General features: G+C 40.6%; 17 protein-coding genes, 1 tRNA gene and 1 pseudogene. 11 read left to right on the forward strand and 8 right to left on the reverse strand.

The window, feature by feature from the left end; all coding sequences use genetic code 11:
* Positions 1-9: 9 nt before the first annotated feature.
* The gene (locus BMZ72_RS35000; RefSeq protein WP_089815992.1) at positions 10-474 is read left to right on the forward strand and encodes a hypothetical protein; all 465 of its coding nucleotides are present in this window, start codon (positions 10-12) and stop codon (positions 472-474) included.
* A gap of 7 nt (positions 475-481) precedes the next feature.
* On the opposite strand, the gene BMZ72_RS35005 is transcribed toward BMZ72_RS35000, so the two are convergent.
* The 3 genes from BMZ72_RS35005 to BMZ72_RS35015 form a co-directional block, all read right to left on the reverse strand.
* Complete coding sequence (locus BMZ72_RS35005; RefSeq protein ID WP_089815994.1) at positions 482-952, reverse strand: hypothetical protein; 471 nt, start codon at positions 950-952, stop codon at positions 482-484.
* A gap of 270 nt (positions 953-1,222) precedes the next feature.
* Positions 1,223-1,972: a hypothetical protein gene (locus BMZ72_RS35010; RefSeq protein ID WP_089815996.1), complete on the reverse strand. Its 750-nt coding sequence runs from the start codon at positions 1,970-1,972 to the stop codon at positions 1,223-1,225.
* A 74-nt stretch (positions 1,973-2,046) separates the two neighbouring features.
* Positions 2,047-4,062 (reverse strand): M13 family metallopeptidase, encoded by a 2,016-nt coding sequence (locus BMZ72_RS35015; protein ID WP_089815997.1) that lies wholly within the window; start codon positions 4,060-4,062, stop codon positions 2,047-2,049.
* A gap of 226 nt (positions 4,063-4,288) precedes the next feature.
* On the opposite strand from BMZ72_RS35015, the gene BMZ72_RS35020 reads away from it, so the two are divergent.
* The 7 genes from BMZ72_RS35020 to BMZ72_RS35050 all read left to right on the forward strand — a co-directional run bounded on the left by BMZ72_RS35020 (position 4,289) and on the right by BMZ72_RS35050 (position 11,967).
* Complete coding sequence (locus tag BMZ72_RS35020; RefSeq protein ID WP_255373376.1) at positions 4,289-5,446, forward strand: epoxide hydrolase family protein; 1,158 nt, start codon at positions 4,289-4,291, stop codon at positions 5,444-5,446.
* Positions 5,447-5,565: 119 nt separating this feature from the next.
* Complete coding sequence (locus tag BMZ72_RS35025) at positions 5,566-5,898, forward strand: DUF5713 family protein (protein WP_089816001.1); 333 nt, start codon at positions 5,566-5,568, stop codon at positions 5,896-5,898.
* 401 nt (positions 5,899-6,299) lie between these two features.
* Positions 6,300-7,316 (forward strand): sensor histidine kinase, encoded by a 1,017-nt coding sequence (locus BMZ72_RS35030; RefSeq protein ID WP_177223036.1) that lies wholly within the window; start codon positions 6,300-6,302, stop codon positions 7,314-7,316.
* Positions 7,291-8,055 carry a LytR/AlgR family response regulator transcription factor gene (locus BMZ72_RS35035; RefSeq protein WP_089816006.1) on the forward strand — a complete coding sequence of 255 codons (765 nt, stop codon included), beginning with the start codon at positions 7,291-7,293 and terminating at the stop codon, positions 8,053-8,055. The genes BMZ72_RS35030 and BMZ72_RS35035 overlap by 26 nt, the downstream gene beginning before the upstream one ends.
* Positions 8,056-8,440: 385 nt before the next feature.
* Positions 8,441-9,274 carry a phosphatidylinositol-specific phospholipase C/glycerophosphodiester phosphodiesterase family protein gene (locus BMZ72_RS35040; protein ID WP_089816008.1) on the forward strand — a complete coding sequence of 278 codons (834 nt, stop codon included), beginning with the start codon at positions 8,441-8,443 and terminating at the stop codon, positions 9,272-9,274.
* A 275-nt stretch (positions 9,275-9,549) separates the two neighbouring features.
* On the forward strand, positions 9,550-10,731 hold the full coding sequence (locus BMZ72_RS35045; protein ID WP_089816009.1) for a leucine-rich repeat domain-containing protein: 1,182 nt from the start codon (positions 9,550-9,552) through the stop codon (positions 10,729-10,731).
* Positions 10,732-10,935: 204 nt separating this feature from the next.
* Positions 10,936-11,967 (forward strand): RCC1 domain-containing protein, encoded by a 1,032-nt coding sequence (locus tag BMZ72_RS35050; protein WP_177223038.1) that lies wholly within the window; start codon positions 10,936-10,938, stop codon positions 11,965-11,967.
* A gap of 247 nt (positions 11,968-12,214) precedes the next feature.
* Here the strand turns inward: BMZ72_RS35050 and BMZ72_RS35055 are convergent, their stop codons facing one another.
* The 3 genes and pseudogenes from BMZ72_RS35055 to BMZ72_RS37260 form a co-directional block, all read right to left on the reverse strand.
* On the reverse strand, positions 12,215-12,643 hold the full coding sequence (locus tag BMZ72_RS35055) for a DUF3828 domain-containing protein (RefSeq protein WP_089816013.1): 429 nt from the start codon (positions 12,641-12,643) through the stop codon (positions 12,215-12,217).
* A gap of 38 nt (positions 12,644-12,681) precedes the next feature.
* Positions 12,682-13,086 carry a hypothetical protein gene (locus tag BMZ72_RS35060; RefSeq protein WP_089816014.1) on the reverse strand — a complete coding sequence of 135 codons (405 nt, stop codon included), beginning with the start codon at positions 13,084-13,086 and terminating at the stop codon, positions 12,682-12,684.
* Positions 13,074-13,271 (reverse strand): annotated as a pseudogene (locus BMZ72_RS37260) (RHS repeat-associated core domain-containing protein); the annotation flags it as partial. The gene BMZ72_RS35060 and the pseudogene BMZ72_RS37260, both read right to left, overlap by 13 nt.
* A 275-nt stretch (positions 13,272-13,546) precedes the next feature.
* Here BMZ72_RS37260 and BMZ72_RS35070 point away from each other — a divergent pair.
* Positions 13,547-14,215 carry a putative polyvalent protein kinase domain-containing protein gene (locus tag BMZ72_RS35070; protein WP_089816018.1) on the forward strand — a complete coding sequence of 223 codons (669 nt, stop codon included), beginning with the start codon at positions 13,547-13,549 and terminating at the stop codon, positions 14,213-14,215.
* Between the two features lie 115 nt (positions 14,216-14,330).
* Positions 14,331-15,290: a hypothetical protein gene (locus BMZ72_RS35075; protein ID WP_089816020.1), complete on the forward strand. Its 960-nt coding sequence runs from the start codon at positions 14,331-14,333 to the stop codon at positions 15,288-15,290.
* A 171-nt stretch (positions 15,291-15,461) separates the two neighbouring features.
* Here the strand turns inward: BMZ72_RS35075 and BMZ72_RS35080 are convergent.
* Positions 15,462-15,546: transfer RNA gene (locus tag BMZ72_RS35080), tRNA-Ser, on the reverse strand.
* Positions 15,547-15,609: 63 nt separating this feature from the next.
* Positions 15,610-16,245 (reverse strand): hypothetical protein, encoded by a 636-nt coding sequence (locus BMZ72_RS35085; protein ID WP_089816022.1) that lies wholly within the window; start codon positions 16,243-16,245, stop codon positions 15,610-15,612.
* A gap of 176 nt (positions 16,246-16,421) precedes the next feature.
* Here BMZ72_RS35085 and BMZ72_RS35090 point away from each other — a divergent pair, with 176 nt between their 5' ends.
* The gene (locus BMZ72_RS35090) at positions 16,422-16,709 is read left to right on the forward strand and encodes a putative quinol monooxygenase (RefSeq protein WP_089816024.1); all 288 of its coding nucleotides are present in this window, start codon (positions 16,422-16,424) and stop codon (positions 16,707-16,709) included.
* Positions 16,710-16,728 lie beyond the last annotated feature (19 nt).

Below are 16,728 nucleotides of genomic sequence, written 5' to 3' on the forward strand. Positions count from 1 at the left end.
CTCATTTTTATGAAACAAGCTTTCGTTGCGTGTGTATTTTTGTTGTTTACGGCTTGTCATAGTAATAGTGTAAACAATGATCAATCAGATACAGCTGCTGCCCAGGTGGAGCAGGATACCCTTACATATGACAATGTCACACGGGAACCAATCAATATTACGGATAGCTCCTTTTTTAAGATAAATGATCAGTTTCCGTGGATGGGAGATACTATCCGCAGTTATATTCAGCTATCAACAAATGAAATGGTGAAGTCTTATCTGAGGGATAGTTCTATTGTGTTTATGTACGACGGATTTGAGCATACAGATATCGGTAACTGTGTTAGGGTGCAACTAGGTGCGGATGTTAACAATGGAGAAGGAATGATATTCTCAACTGCCCAATGGATATACGTCGATACCCTGAGTCGTGCAATTTACGAGTATGATATCGCTGCAGACTCCAGTCATTTATGGGTCAGACCACAATAGCATGTTCTCATTTTTTATATCCTGTTCGTATGCTGTTAACCTGCTCGCCAGGATATATTAATTGAAGATTTTTTTTGTACCAACCTGCAACATCTTTCTGAATCTCTTTATAGTATTTACAAATGTTCAAAGCGAGTTTAAAATCAGCTCGGTCATTTTTTATGTTATTGGCGGTTAAGTAACCATAGAAATTGCCTTCCTTATCAACTATCACCGGTGGATGACTGGTTATTGCGTTAAAAGGCGAATAGCTGCTGATATCACTGCCATAAATTCCAATACTGTTCCAGATAGATGTGCTACTTATATTTGAACCGTAGATGCCTATGCTGTTCCAGATCGAATTTTGACTTATATCGTCGCAGTTCAGACAACCTAAATAGACGTCATGGTCTTGGCCACCATAGAGATGTAATGACTTTTGTCCGAATACTACAGTCGTAAACAAAAGCAGGGAGATCAGGAATTTTAGTTTCATGTTGGTATAAGGCTGGGTTTGGAAATAGCATTAGCGTATTGTCAATGTCGTGGAATACGGTGCTCCTTCAGGTTGGGACCTCGTTAGCTAAATATACAAAAAATCATTGTTAATGCTATTGGCAGGAGCTATTGTTCTTTTAGCTGTCAGGATCATCTCAGTCCGAAAACGTGTATTACTGCATACAATAAAAAAGCCTTCAGCTAGATGCTGAAGGCTTTTTTACTTTCTCCGGAGTTGGAGAGATAAATATCTGGAATGAACTAACTGTTAGAATTTAATAATAAGCAGTTGTGAAACAAGCTTATCATTCTTATAGTATTCAAAAAACCACTCGCCGTTTTTTCTAAATACAATACCTTTTTCTACACCATTGTCAGCAATGAAATTATCAGGTTGTGAAGTTTTCAGTAATGTCATTACTTTCTTGGGAGAGGTGTCAATCAGCTGATAGCCATTGGCATTCGCCTGTGCGTATAAGACATCTTTACTTTCTGTGATTGTGGCAGGTGTCGCGGCAGCGACCGGCGCAGGCGGAGTGACAGGAGCAGCTGGTGTAGGCTGAGCAACAGCCACCTGAGTGGTTCCGGTGCTATCATATTTATACTGTGCGGCCGTCAGAGAAACAAAAGCCTTAGCTAAGGCTTCTCTGTAAGCTGCGTTCCATTCTTTCTCTCTGCTGATACCTTCCTGACCTTTGTAGACAACATTGCCCTGACAATCTTTTAGAACCAGAGTTAGACTAGTGGCCAAAAACTTCTTTTTCTCTACAAGTTCCGCTTTTAACGCGCTACATTTATTATTGACAATATCAGCCGGTAGCTGGTCGTTCGTCATGAAACTCATAAATCCTATATTCTCCAGATAAGATTTTGTAAGCGTATTAAGCCCATATTGATCCTCCTGTTTAAAAATATCAAATTTTTCAGGTACTAAAACGTACTTGTAATTATTGATGGTATTTTGTGACCGGGCTGTAACGGCAAAAAACATTGCCAGCATTAAGGCAACTACTTTCATATATAGATGATTATTAAAGTACTGTAGCGAATATAAGCAAAAGGCCTGTAAAAAATAAAGTGGGCCTCCGCGCCTTACCAAATCTTGATCCGCTTATTTTCCTCCAGGTACAGTTTCTCTCCAGGCTGTACATTAAAGGACGTATAAAAAGCCGCCATGTTCATCAATGGGCCATTTACACGCCACATAGGAGGAGAATGAGGATCGTTATTTACCCAGAAGCGCAGGTATTCGTCTTTCATTTTCACGCGCCAGATCCTGGCGATCGAAAAGAAAAACCGCTGATCTGGTGTAAAGCCACCGATCCTTGTTGTGTCCTGACCTTGTTTGGTCATTTTAAAGGCATCGTAAGCTACGGCAACCCCGCTGATATCCGCTGTGTTCTCTCCTACGGTAAGCGCACCTTTTATATGCATGCTATCCAGTACGGTGAATGTACTGTACAGGTCAATCACCTGTTGTGTTTTGGCCTTAAATTTTTCATAGTCCTGCGGTGTCCACCAGCTCTTTACGTTACCGTTTTTATCAAACTGAGCGCCCTGGTCATCAAACGTATGCGTCATTTCGTGGCCGATCACCATACCGATGCCACCATAGTTTAGTGCGTCATCCGCATTATTGTCAAAGTAGGGAGGTTGTAGAATCCCGGCAGGGAAGACGATCTCGTTGGCGTAGGGATTATTATAAGCAGTAACTGTGGACGGTGTAGTGAACCATTCAGTTTTGTCAACCGGTTTTCCAAGTTTGGCCAGGTTGTATTGGAAATTGTTCGCCGCCGCAGATACCACATTTTCAAAATATTTATTCTTTACGATAGTCACATTGTTGTATTCGCGCCATTTATCAGGGTATCCGATCTTTTTAGTGATGGCGAATAGTTTCTCCTTGGCCTTTTGTTTGGTGCTGTCACTCATCCAGTCCAGTTTGTCTACTCTGTTGGAGAATGCCTTTTGCAGGTTATTTACGAGCTCGAGCATCCGTGCCTTTGCCGACTCCGGAAAATATAACTTCGTATATAATTGCCCCAGGGCCTGACCGAGATAGGTATCTACCACACCTGACATCACCTCACCACGTGTTTTTTGTACGGCTTGTCCGGTAAGGGCTTTGTTGTATTCAAAAGCTGAATTTACAAAGGGTTTGCTAAGGTAATCTGCATAATTACTGATATAATTCGCTTTCAGGTATGTTTTCCAATCTCCGAGCGGGATGGTTTTGAATAGTGTGTTCAGTTTATCATAATAGCCTGTCTGAGCAACGTCCAGTGTATCCATGGTAGCACCCAGCTGTTGGAAGAAACTCGCCCAGCCGATATTGGGTTGCTGTTTATTTAAATCAGCCAGCGCCAGTTTATGGAAGTTACCTTTTACATCCCGCAGCTCTATATTGGTTTTGTGTGATGTTGCCAGCTGTTTTTGTATATCGTAAACCAATATGGCATTTTTCTGTGCCAATGCAGGATCGCTTCCGGTCAATGTAAAAAGATCTGTGAGGTACTTTTTATATGCTTGCTGAATAGCAACGGTAGCTGTGTCAGTCTTGAAGTAGTAATCTTTGTCAGGCATACCAATACCCGTTTGATAAATATGCCCCATATTCATACTGCTGTTTTCCTGATCGGCCAGCACCTGAAAATCAATAAGCGATACATTTGACAATTTTGTTTCTGCCGCGATGAACGTCGTCATATCAGCAATACTGGAGATCGCATCGATCCTTTGCAGTCCGTTTTTGAGTGGTTCAAAACTACGCTGATCGATCATATTGGTGTCCATGCCGGCGGCAAAAAAATCACCGATCTTTTGTTCAAGGCTGCCAGCCGGATTATTACTTTTTGATACGCTGTCCAGGATGCCCTGTAACTTCAGACGCTGCTGATAGTTCATAAACCGGTATGCACCTACGCCCGACTGACTGGGTGGTATTTGTGCGGTATCATACCATTTTAAATTTACATAGTTATAAAAGTTATCGCCCGGATGGATAGTTGAGTCTATCCCTTCAATAGCAATGAAGGATTTCTCATCAGACTGTTGTTTACAGGCAACAAAAGAACCTAAGAAAAGCGATAATAAGAACCAGTTTTTCATATAGATTATATTAATGGCGAAATGATGTTGGATGATAGGTAAAGATATCGTTTCTATCTAAGAATTTGGCAAATACTCACACCTGAGCCGAGCTGCTGATCTGGTAATAACTGAGTACTGCACATCGTCATCTGCAGTTTAAAGCTTTGGAGCAATCTGAAAGCCTTAAACTTTCTGAGAGGGAGGTTAATTTTATACAATTAGCTTAGCCGGTAGACGGCTAAATTTGTATAAACTAAAAATAACCCAGATGACACCCTTTACAATAGCAATTCCACAAGAAGTATTAAACGACCTCTCCGTAAGATTAAAACAGACACGCTGGACTGATGAACCAGAAAACGCTGGTTGGAGTTATGGCACCAATCTGGCTTATTTACGTGAACTGGTAGATCACTGGCAGTATAACTACGATTGGAGAACACAGGAAACCTATTTAAATAAATTCCCTCAGTTTAAAACTGAAATAGAGGGTATCAACGTGCATTTTATATATGTTAAAGGGAAATCTAAAGATGCCAAACCACTGATTTTAACCCATGGCTGGCCGGACAGCTTCTACAGGTTTCATAAAATAATTCCTATGCTTACTGATCCAGAAAGCTATGGCGGTAATGCAGACGAGGCTTTTGATGTTGTTATCCCCTCCATACCTGGGTTTGGTTTTTTAGGTGGTGTTCCGCAAAATAGTGATCAAACTGCCCGTTTATGGGCCAGGCTCATGACGGATGTACTGGGTTATCAAACATTCTTTGCTGCGGGAGGGGATATGGGGGCAACAATCAGCAAGTCACTGGCCAATCAGTATCCTTCACTGGTCTCTGCTATTCATATAACAGATGTTGGCTATCCAAACGGACAGGAAGACTGGTCAACGATGTCGGCACCGGAACAGGAGTTTGGCGGCTTTATCCAGCAATGGTTTTTTACTGAAGGTGCCTTTAACCTTCTTCAGTCAACAAAGCCTCAAACATTGGGCTACGGCTTAAATGATTCTCCTGTGGGATTGGCATCCTGGATAATTGAAAAGTTCCATGGCTGGTCCGGGAAACCTGAAAATCTTAACGATCATTACACAAAGGATGAACTGATCACCAATATCATGATATATTGGATTACGCAAACCATTAATACCTCCATCCGTACTTATGCAGAGGAAGGCAGGGCTACCTGGACAGGCGGACTTAAATCAGATATGAAGGTTGAAGTTCCTACAGGGGTATCCTTATTTCCAGGAGAAGCGCCTTTCCCAATAGAGTGGGCTAACAGGAAAGTGAATGTGCAACGATTTAACATTATAGAAAAAGGTAGTCATTTTGCCGCGTTGAGTGTGCCAGCGCTATATGTAAAAGAATTAAGAGATTTCTTTTATAACAGACCTTAATAGTCATTCTTTGTTTTAAGCAGCAAGGACACACGCATCTGAAATTCGAACTTATCAGGTAATACTCTTTTTATGCTCTACATGTAAACCGCTATCTTTAGGACAAAAATTATACTTTGATGAATAACGCAAAACTTCCCGGCGATTTTAAGTATTTACCGGATATGTATGCTGATCAGTATTTTCCGGGGTTCCTCGTTGACAAGGTAAAAGAAGCAATTAAAGAAGCGGTTACATTTATTGAACAAGGAGAGCGTACCGGGGTTCAGATCCAGGACGCTTTTGACCAGATGACCGTAAAAATTAATAATCTGGAAGACGAATTCTTTGAGAACGAGAGCGAGCTTGAAACTGCTGCAAGAGATTCTATAGGCGAGACTGTACAAAGAATAATACAACATTTTGAGATCGATATAGATATCGAAGAGGCATTGAGGCAAAGAGAATGGTAGTGCTTCCTGACTCTACAGTCAAAATCATTTTAACCGGGACCGCACATCGGTCATACACGATAGAAAAAGCCTTCAGATTGTTCTGAAGGCTTTTTCTATTGCTGTGGACAATCACCATGGACCCTAAATTACCTTTGTTTACCAGTCCCATCCATTCCTGTATGGCCAAAATCATATTCTGCATGTCAATGGGCATGAAATTCTTCTACGGGCTTTACGTACTGTTCGTTTGCCATTGAACATGGCATTTGCTGGTTAGGGCGAAGCACAACAATTAATTTTTAGACCGACATAGGGGTAAATGGTTCCAAAGCGGTTATAATTAGAAATTACCAATTTGACCAGGTCACACGTTTTTAAAAATTGTAATGTGCTAACTTTTTATGTGGAAACAATACCGGATGTTAGGCTTCATCATCTCACTGGGAATAGGCCTGGCCGCAGTGCCTATTAAATTGACCGGAAATGATGTTCATTCAGGCGGTCTGTATTTAGCGGTACGGACAATCAGATATACTTTCACTGCGGGATTGCTTGCCTTTTTTCTACATCTTTGGTTGCATCGACGATATGCTTTATTTCACAATAAAGTACGATATTTTGCCTACTTATTCAGTATCATATTTGTTGCCATAGCTATTTTCCTCGCTTCTATCTTACTCGATTTTGTTTTCAGTAAGTTATCAAAAAATTCCTCATTATCCGTTGCCATAGAAGACCTGAACTGGTACCTGATGATATTAAGGTGCGTACTACTTAGCGCCGTACAGTTCCTTGTCGTATTTTATTTACAGCTATTGAGAGAAAGACAAAATCGTATTCTCGAATTAGAAAAGCTAAAGCAAGCGCAGTTGGAGGCTGACCTGTCCAATTTGAAGGAGCAGATGAGTCCTCACTTTTTGTTTAACACGTTAAATACTTTAATCTCAATAACACAGGAACAACAAGTTAAAGATTACGTTGCTGATCTTGCCAGTGTATATAGATATATGCTGGTTCATAACAAGTTGCATGTTGTTTTAATAGAAAACGAATTAAATTTCATTAAGTCCTACCTGTACATTATCAAAACACGACTGGGAGATGCAATTGAAATAGACATTCACCTTGAAGAGAAATTAATGCAGACGCTGATACCACCACTGACATTACAGCTTCTGCTGGAAAATGCTATTAAGCACAATGTAGCATCTGTTATCAAACCTTTGAGGATACAGATCTATAATGACTCATCGTTTATCATTATTAGCAATAATCTTAATCCGATGAAATCACAGTATTATTCAACGGGAGTTGGACTAAATAATTTGCTAAACCGCTATCAGCTATTGTTTTCCAGAAATTTAATAATTGAGAAAAGTTCAACAATGTTTATTGTAAAGTTGCCGATATATGAGAATTTTGATTATAGAGAATGAAATCAATACCGCGAGAGAGTTGAAAAGGATATTGGTTAATCTGGATCCATCAAATATTGTAATAGCAATCCTTGATTCTGTAGAAGAAAGTGTTAAGTTTTTGACAGAAAATAACTTGCCAGACCTGATCTTTTCTGATATTCAACTGGCGGATGGAATGTGTTTCGACATCTTTAGAGAAGTCGCAGTCAAAACGCCTATCATTTTTTGCACTTCCTATGATGAATATATGCTTGATGCCTTTAAAACAAATGCAGTCAGCTATTTATTAAAGCCGATTACCAGGGATTCGGTGGAAACGGCAATGGAGAAATATCAAATGCTGAAATCAGTTTTTGAATCAGTCGCGGCGACACTTACTATTGAAAAATTGAGTCAACAATTAAAAAACAATTACAAGAAATCTATACTTGTTGAACAACGGGAAAATATCATTCCTCTTCCCGTAAACGATATTGCTTATATTTATTTAGAAAATACGATAGTGCAAATCGGCACAGCAAAAAATCACCAGTATTTCATTTCTTCAACGCTTGATGAACTGGAGAGAATGCTTGATCCGGAGGTGTTCTATCGCGCTAATCGCCAATTTGTTATCAATAAGCTTGCTATTGTCAATGTAGAGAAGATTTTCCCCCGAAAGTTGCTTGCTAAACTTGTTGTGAAGACGCCCGAATCAATAGTCATCAGCAAAGCAAATGCATCAGATTTTCTCCGATGGTTGGAAGGCTCCCATTAATACAGTGATCATAAAAAACTGGGGATTACCTGGACTTTGATCATTACATGTTTCGCCATATCAGTAATAATAGGTGCAGTTATTTCCGCTACGTCCATCTTCTCAATGCCAGTCAATTCTTTATTGGCAAAACCACCCAATTGGTGAGGCTATTTAATGTACCCCTATTTGTTGTTCTAAGTGAAAAGAAAGTAGCAATGTGACGATTGGATGGCTCTTATCCTGAGCTGGAAAATATTATACCATAAACATTCAACCGTGTATACAATTTATCACTTCCTTTTTAAAGTGTGTCCGCCTTAACGGGTTATTTGCCTGCTTCTCGCTGATTGTCCCGTCAGCGTTTTGTGATTACTGCTTCATTTGTATCAGAAACGAATGTTATATGGATTATTTGAAGCTCTTCGGACTTACACTAACGCTGGCGATAAAACTGGCAGTCTCTCCCGTTGCCGCCCAGAGTCTTCCGCTTCATCATGGTTATGCGCACAATGATTATCATCACAAGCGACCTTTGTATGGAGCATTGGGAAATGGCTATACCTTTATCGAAGCAGATATTTACCTGTGGCGTAATCAACTGGTCGTGGCCCACGTAATACCACAATTACGCCTGCATAAAACGCTCGAGAATCTTTATCTGGCACCGCTACTCAATTGTATTAATGGAACTGATTGTAAAAATATCATCCCTGATGCTCCGATAACGCTCATGATTGATATCAAGTCGGGTAGCGAGCGTACTTATCGGGCCCTGGATATATTATTGGGGAAATACCACGAAATGCTTTCTGAATATCGTGACGGACAGGTGATTCAACGCCAGGTTACCATCGTCATCACCGGCCACAAGCCGATTGCATCTATAAAAGCACAGCGGAACCGTTTTGTTTTTATAGATGAGGATCTGATGCAGGTGAAGAATGATACACTGGCGGCCAACCTCTACCAAACGGCCAGCTGCAAATACGCACGTCTGTTGAAATGGACAGGCCGGGGGGATTTTCCTGCAGATGAACGCCGTATACTTTGTGATTACGTGACGCAGGCGCATCGCTATGGCAAAAAGGTACGGCTGTGGGCCTCGCCGGAAAACCCAGTAGTGTGGACTGCGTTATTGGACTGTGGTGTAGACCTCATTAATACCGATCGGCTTACCGATTTAAAAGAATTTTTAAACGACCGTCAGGTGATTGCCAATGCAGTCCCGGGGTCTTAACCTACAACTGTATGACAACCGGGATAGTAAAGAATAAGTCCTGCTATCCTCCTGTAAAAGCTCACACGAAGCGTGAGCTTTTACTTTCTTAATTGGATAAGAGGGGCCCATAATCATTTTAGTTCAGAAATAGCTTCATCATCTTTTATGGAAAAGCCTTCAGGGTGATAAGGCTATTGATTAATCTGCGGCCCGGGAAGGATGGTTTCCAATAAACAGTATGTAAAGATTTAAGGCAGAATGTATAATTTTACTATACCTATACCCTAAACATAATGACTCAAAAAAAACATTCCCGGCGGGTCTTTATAAGACAAATTAGCATGAGCCTTACGGCTTTATCATTTCCACTGACGACATTGGCTAAATATGGTGGCCTTGATACTACCATTTACAACTACGAAGAAGCATTAAAAAGGCCATTAGAAGTCAAAAAATTAGCGTTTTCATTTAACAACTCTAATCATCCTTACACGAAAGCACTTCCAGATGGAAGGATCCAGGCACTTGTCAATCTTGAGGAACTTTTTATCGATGGTTATGGAGGCAAATATATTAAACTGCCAGATGAATTAAGTAAGCTTAAAAAACTGAAGAGATTGACTATTTATGGTGAGAACCTGGTTCAGATTCCCAATGTGGTCTGGAGTTTACAATCATTAACAGATTTAACACTGGAAATCAATAGTCTGAAAGAAGAGGATTTAAAATTATCATCGCTTCCGCAATTGGGGGATTTCGGAGTGAAGATACACAAGACTGAAAAATTACCTGGGGGGATTTTTGAAAACTCAAAACTTAAAAGGTTATTTATACAATCAGATGATGCAAAGGTCATACCCGATCAGTTCAATAAATTACCTGATTTGACCTCTTTGACTTTGCATTGCCAGAACTTGATTGTTATTCCTGGCAGCATCGGGAGTTTGAAAAGGTTAGCAATATTTGATATCTACAATAAAACAGTTAAATCGCTGGATATTGATTGTGGACAGTTAGATAGCCTCAGAGACTTTAGATGGGGGCATTCATTAAATTTCCCAAACTCATTAACAGCGGCAAAGAATTTACATAGATTGAATCTCGATGTAAGTTTCTTTGAGACAATTAATACTGATACGCTCCCTTTTAAAAATTTAGAAATACTTGATCTGTCATTTAGTAAGTTAAAGACGATACCTCCCTATTTTTCGACACTTCACTCTTTGAAAAGTATTTATCTGACCAACAATAATTTCGCGTCCATAGAATTTGATTTTAGCCAACTGACTAATCTAACTGAATTAAGTTTTGGGGATTGTGAGAATTTTCAGAAGATTGACATGAATAAATTTATTACATCCTTAAAGACGATAACAAAGTTGGAGCGTTTGAAAACGCCATCATTATCAAAAGAACAAAGTATAATAAAGGATGGGTATCACTACAATTTTGATTGGTGGGAGCAGCGATATTAGATAAAGGTTTTTAACTTTTTGTAGGCGACAGGGGACAAAGTTCGAACGATATTGTGTCGGATTTTAAAGAAATCTATGAATTTATCATTCAACTTAAATTGTATCTCCCTTAAACATATCATGCTATTAGGGGCTTTATTAAGTAGGAGTCTGAAATGGCATCAGGAGAGTCCTGAGGAAATAAAAAACCTGTACCTTCCACGTATGAATAAAATACTATATACTTTCTGTGCGTTGCTTACTTTCTGTGTAATTGCGTTGGATTTGCAGGCCCAGAAATCAATTATGCACCCTGTGCCTCCCGGCCTTTCCACGGTAACCATGCTGGCGGCCGGCAATGGCTTCACCGCTGCATTAAAAAAAGACGGAACAGTAGTGGTATGGGGTGCCGATTTAAACAATGAATCACAGATACCACATGGATTAAAGGATGTTACTACAATAGCGGCGGGGTACAATCATATGATGGCTTTAAAGAAGGATGGTACGGTTGCAGTATGGGGATCCAATAAAGAAGGCCAGTGCTTTCTTCCAGAGGGACTGAATCATGTAGTGGCTATTGCCGCTGGTGCTTATCATTCAGTAGCCTTGAAGAGTGATGGAACTGTTGTGGCCTGGGGGTACATTAGTTTCGGGAAAATGACCGTTCCGCCTGCGATCGCTGATGTAAAAACGGTGGCTGCAGGTATGAATCAGACGTTAGTTTTGAAAAAGGATGGAACAGTCATGGGGTGGAGTGCTACAGGCAACAGCAAGGCTGTTGATCAGCCATTGAAGATTCCGCCGGGATTGGCTGGTGTTAAAGCTATTGCATCAGGTGATTTTCATGGCATGGCGCTTACAAACGGGAAAGTGGTATGTTGGGGATATAACAGTGATGGGCAGACCGAAGTGCCAGCCGGGCTTGATCATGTAGTGGCCATTGCTGCAGGCTGCTTTCACTCGGTGGCACTCAAAGAAAATGGTACTGTAGTGGCGTGGGGATCTAATCTTTATAAGCAGAGTCGTGTGCCGGATGGGTTAACCGGTGTTAAGCAGATCGCTGTGGGGCGCTTTTATTCGGCGGCACTTCGGAAAAATGGTACAGTAGTAGCCTGGGGACAAAACGCCAACGGACAAACTGATACGCCTCCAGGTCTTGCAAATATAAAATCTATTGTTTGCGGCTGTTCTCACATTGCGGCTCTTACAAACGATGGCAAAGTGATCGTTTGGGGTGGAAAGGGAAGACTTTGATCAATTGAAGGTATTCGTAATGAAGCTTATTGTATTCTTTGACAGTCACAATCATTTAGTTAAGACCTCGCTTCGATTATCTGCTATATACCGGTGAAGGAAGACGCTACAGTGACGGAGGGTGGTAAGGGTGCTGGATGGGCAGCAGGAAATCAGTGTGTTGAGTAAGGATAAGGGTGTTACGGCAGTGGAAGTAGGGGCAGGGAGAATAGGCCAGCTTAGTTTTATGCCGGCCCTTATTGTTCCATTAAAGAATGGCGTCTATCTTATAGAAATTCCCTTCTTTTATGAGGTGTAATTTGATGTTGATCCATTTTTTAGTGAACATATCCTGATATGCTACAACGTAGGTATCTGCCTTAGCGGCGTCCTTGCGGACTTTTAAAGTGGTAGTTGCAGCAGGGTCAGAATCCTGTGCTTTAAGTAGCGGATCTGCATCAATATCGCTCTTCATCTTGTTATATTTCTTCAGGAGTCCTGCCGTACAAAACTGCTTTCTCAGTTTAGTCAGTTTAACTTCGTCCGTCTCTTCTGAAAAAGTGACTATGTATTTGGCATAAAACGTCTTAAGCGTTAATATGCCTTCTGCTTCCGGAACATTTGTCTGAGCCCTGCTATACGATGAAAAAAACAGAGAGACAATTGCGAAAAAAATGACTGCAAATTTTGACTTCATATTATTACCATCTAAAAACTTGATAAGAGGGGTTAAATTTACGATAATCCGGACCAGCCCAGAAATCTCTTTGTGGAAAATCCGATATCGTCGATATTCAGGTTTCCACGGGTCCTGTCACCCGGGGTCTGAACAGATGGACCTGCAGCCTCGCTTGCAGCTACGGCTGGTTTTGCCGCTACCTTTTTCTCAGACAGCTGTGCCGGTGCGCGTTTTTTCCTCTTTGAATCCTCTGCAGTCCTTTCTCCGCCTGCCCAGAATATATCCAGGGCGCTGGCCACCTGCGTATATGCGTCCATTCGTGCATCGTTCCACACGGCATAACTGTTTCCTTTCACGGTAACTTCTTTTAGTTGCCAGCTAAAACCGTTCTTTGCGTCTAAAACATAGCTTGATACATTTTCAGCAGATGCAGCCTGTCCCTGATTTGTCAGGTACTCCATATTTTAGATATTTCGTCAGCAGACGTAAATGTAATGTTCCCCTGCGCATCTACCTCATACAGACCCGTAGGATCAAGGTAGTTCATTGGATTGTTAAATGCGTAACGGTATGGTGTCCAGCCCGCACCCTGATCTGGCATTGGGTCAGGTACATTCCATCTTCCTAATTGCGGGTCAAATAATCTCGCTCCATTACCTCCGGACCTGTTACAGTCAAAATCATTTAATCAAAGATTACCGCCAACAAAAAAGCCTTCAGACTTTCATCTGAAGGCTTTTAACTTCTGCGGGCTACCGGGGACAACTTTCGAACTTATTTTTATCAGATCTGGAGAAAATAGCTTCATTTCACAATGAGTATATTTAAATTTATGGATATATTTGTTTGATTTACAAATGTTTGTATTCATTTGAATAGCGTATTCGCGTGTTTTCTATTTTTTTGGTAATTTTACTTCAAATGAATATTAATGATACCAGAAGTAAACTTAAAAATATCATTGACGGAGTTATCATTGAGGGGGCAACAGATAATTGCACAGCAACCAGAAATATCCTATGCTCAAGCTTTAGCACAAGTACAACGGTTAAGAGAGATTTCGAAAGTAAATCAATCTCAAAAAAAGAGCAGGTCGAATTCTTAAGGAAATATGCCTCAGAAAACGCTCTATTAATAAAACAAGCCCCAAGCGAATCCCAATTTCTTGCCAGAGGAGGTGAAGCAAAAGTTTATTTTGAGGCAGAAACAAAAAGTGTCATTAAAATCAATGATGGAATTTACTATGCTACCTGGCTGGAGTTCTTTAACAGCATAGTGATTCACAATCTCCTTTTCCCCAATACAGCTTATAGTTTTCTTGGATTTATTGAAATTGGAGATGATTTCTTTGCCGTCTTAAGACAACCATTTGTGACAGCAGACGATGTAGTTGACTTATCAGATGTTAAGAAACTACTGACATACAACGGTTTTGAAAATACATTAAGAAAAGGACTGCCCACTAATAACTATTATAACAAGGAACTAGGTTTGATCCTTGAGGATATACACGACGAAAATGTTATAGTCAAATCCAATACACTTTTCTTTATTGATACTGTTTTCTATACTGCTTTTCAGGAGCAATAATTATTGCCTGTTTTTTGGATGCTGATGGATTAATTCACATTCACGATAAGTAAAAGATAAAATATCGAAAGCCCACACCTTCCAAATCAATTTTCTTAGAGAATAATTTTTAGTCATGTTAAATTTGATCCCTATCAATATCCTCACTTTTTTTAAGTCCCTTATGCATAAAAAACAAGCATTGCTCATTCCTGAAGACTATAATGAGTTTTTTTACTGGGTGAAGGAAAGAACGGAAACATTTTGGAGTAAAAGCAAATCCTCAAACAATACTGAAGGATATCCCTGTCCTGAATGGGTAGAAGGGGCAAAATGGATCGGAATGACTAATGAACAGATTGATTCCATCGAAGCAAAGTATGGCATCACGTTTATGCCAGCGCATAGAGCCTTCTTACACATTCTGCATACCATAGACAGGAAAGAGGTAAATGAGTATGAAGAAGGAGGTGAAACCCAAACTTATCAAAGGTCTTTTTTTTACAATTGGCTGGAAGATGAGGATGAAATCGTTTCTAAACTGGACTGGCCTTATCGGACCATATTTGAGGATGTATCACCATCCAAAGGTGTATGGCTAGAGTCTTGGGGCGCCAGGCCAGCGTCTGTAGAAGAGAAAGAACGCATTTTTGCCGACTGGTATGCGAAAGCACCAAAATTACTACCGCTTACTTCACATAGATTTTTAGTTAGTCAGGCAGGTCTGGCTGATCGTCCGGTACTCTCTGTTTATGGGTCAGATACTATTATATATGGATGGGATCTCCGGTTGTATCTGCTCAATGAGATCACAGATCATTTGGATCTCTACATGCCGGTGTTTGACGAAGAAGATCAATGCTATTATGCTGAGTATAGGGATGAATTAAGGAAAGTGTTTGACCTTGCACAACAAAAGTTACCCGGCAAAGATATTCCATATTGGAAGGAATTAATACTGTATTGGAGCTCAGGTTGGTCGAGCTTTGGATTAAAACCTCCTGGTGACAATGGAGAGATGGTCCAGCCTATTATGCCTACATATATACCAGAGGAACAGGACGCTACTCAGAAAACGTTCAGAACGTTTGAGTAAATGGCGACATGAATGAATTCACTTGATCCCGAATAACGTTTGTTGGCAAAACGGAACAGGGATTCGCCCCCCCGGACCTTTGACAGTCACAATCATTTTAGTTAAGACCTCGCTTCGATCATCTGCCATGAAAAAAGCCTTCAGATCACTCTGAAGGCTTTTAACTTTCTGCGGAGAAAGAGGGATTCGAACCCCCGGACCTGTTACAGTCAACAGTTTTCAAGACTGCCGCAATCGACCGCTCTGCCATTTCTCCGGGTGCAAAATAATAGTAGTGAACTCGAATCACCAAATATTTTTCTAAAATGTGTAAATCTTTTTATTGATTCTTTTCCCAGGTGGTCGCATAATCATCTGCAAAGTTCTCAGTTTTCCGCCGATTGGCAGGGCTCCATCCTCCTTTATACACAAGGTCTGCGCAGTGACCGATTTCGTGCAACAACACCTTCCGGTAGCTCATTCTTACTGTTACCTCATTGAATTGCAGGTAGTACCCGTTTCCGTCCTTACGTAGGTCTGTACTGTGTTCTGCGTAAAAGGAGAGGACTTTTGTGTCCGGTTTTTGTCGTCCGAAGTACAGACGATTATCTTTTGAGACAGCATAAAGTTTAATGAGATATACCCTGCTACCATGGATAAAATGGCCCCTTGGAATCTCGCCTGAGAGGTACGACACCTTCCTGACTTTCGCAAGCCAGATATGCGTCAACGGTTGTGTATGTGCTGTTGGGGGCATGGCTAATATGGCTTTAATTTCTTCAATATTTAGTGGATAATAGAAGGCTTTAGATGGATTATCCTGTATGAATATGGGTAATTCAGTACCTGGCGTTGGCGCCGTAAGACTATGAATCCGCTGAAATATGCCGCTGTCAAGTTTTGTGCGCATACATCCGCCCATGATATCGCCGAACTTTCTATTTCTTTTCCAGGCAGTGGCTTTTTTCGGTTGCATGAAGTGAAGGTGTTAAAAGGAAAAGAGGTTATTGTTATCAAATATAATGAAAGCAGAAGGAGCGAAAAGTATCAGTATTATAATACTGCGATATTAATCGTCTTATTTTACTGATAGTCACAGGCAGTCTAATTTTGTGTTTGTTAATTAATCAGTAGTCAAAAAGCAATGGTATCATGAAAATTTATTTAACAGCTGTTATCAAAGCAAAAGATATATACAGAGAGGAAGTAGGCGCTGTATTGCAGAATATGGTCGTACATACGCGTAAAGAGGACGCCTGCGAACTATACAGCCTGCACCAGGGAATAGAGGACAAGAACCTGTTTACTTTTTATGAGATATGGAAAAGTCAGGAAGGGCTGGACGCACATAATCAACAGCCGTATATCAAAGCATTCGTTGAAATGGCGGCTGAAAAGTTACAGGAACCGCCGGTTGTATTATTGACGACGCTGGTGTAATAAGCGAGAATATCTACAA

The organism is Chitinophaga sp. YR627, from assembly GCF_900114995.1.
Classification (GTDB): Bacteria; Bacteroidota; Bacteroidia; order Chitinophagales; family Chitinophagaceae; genus Chitinophaga.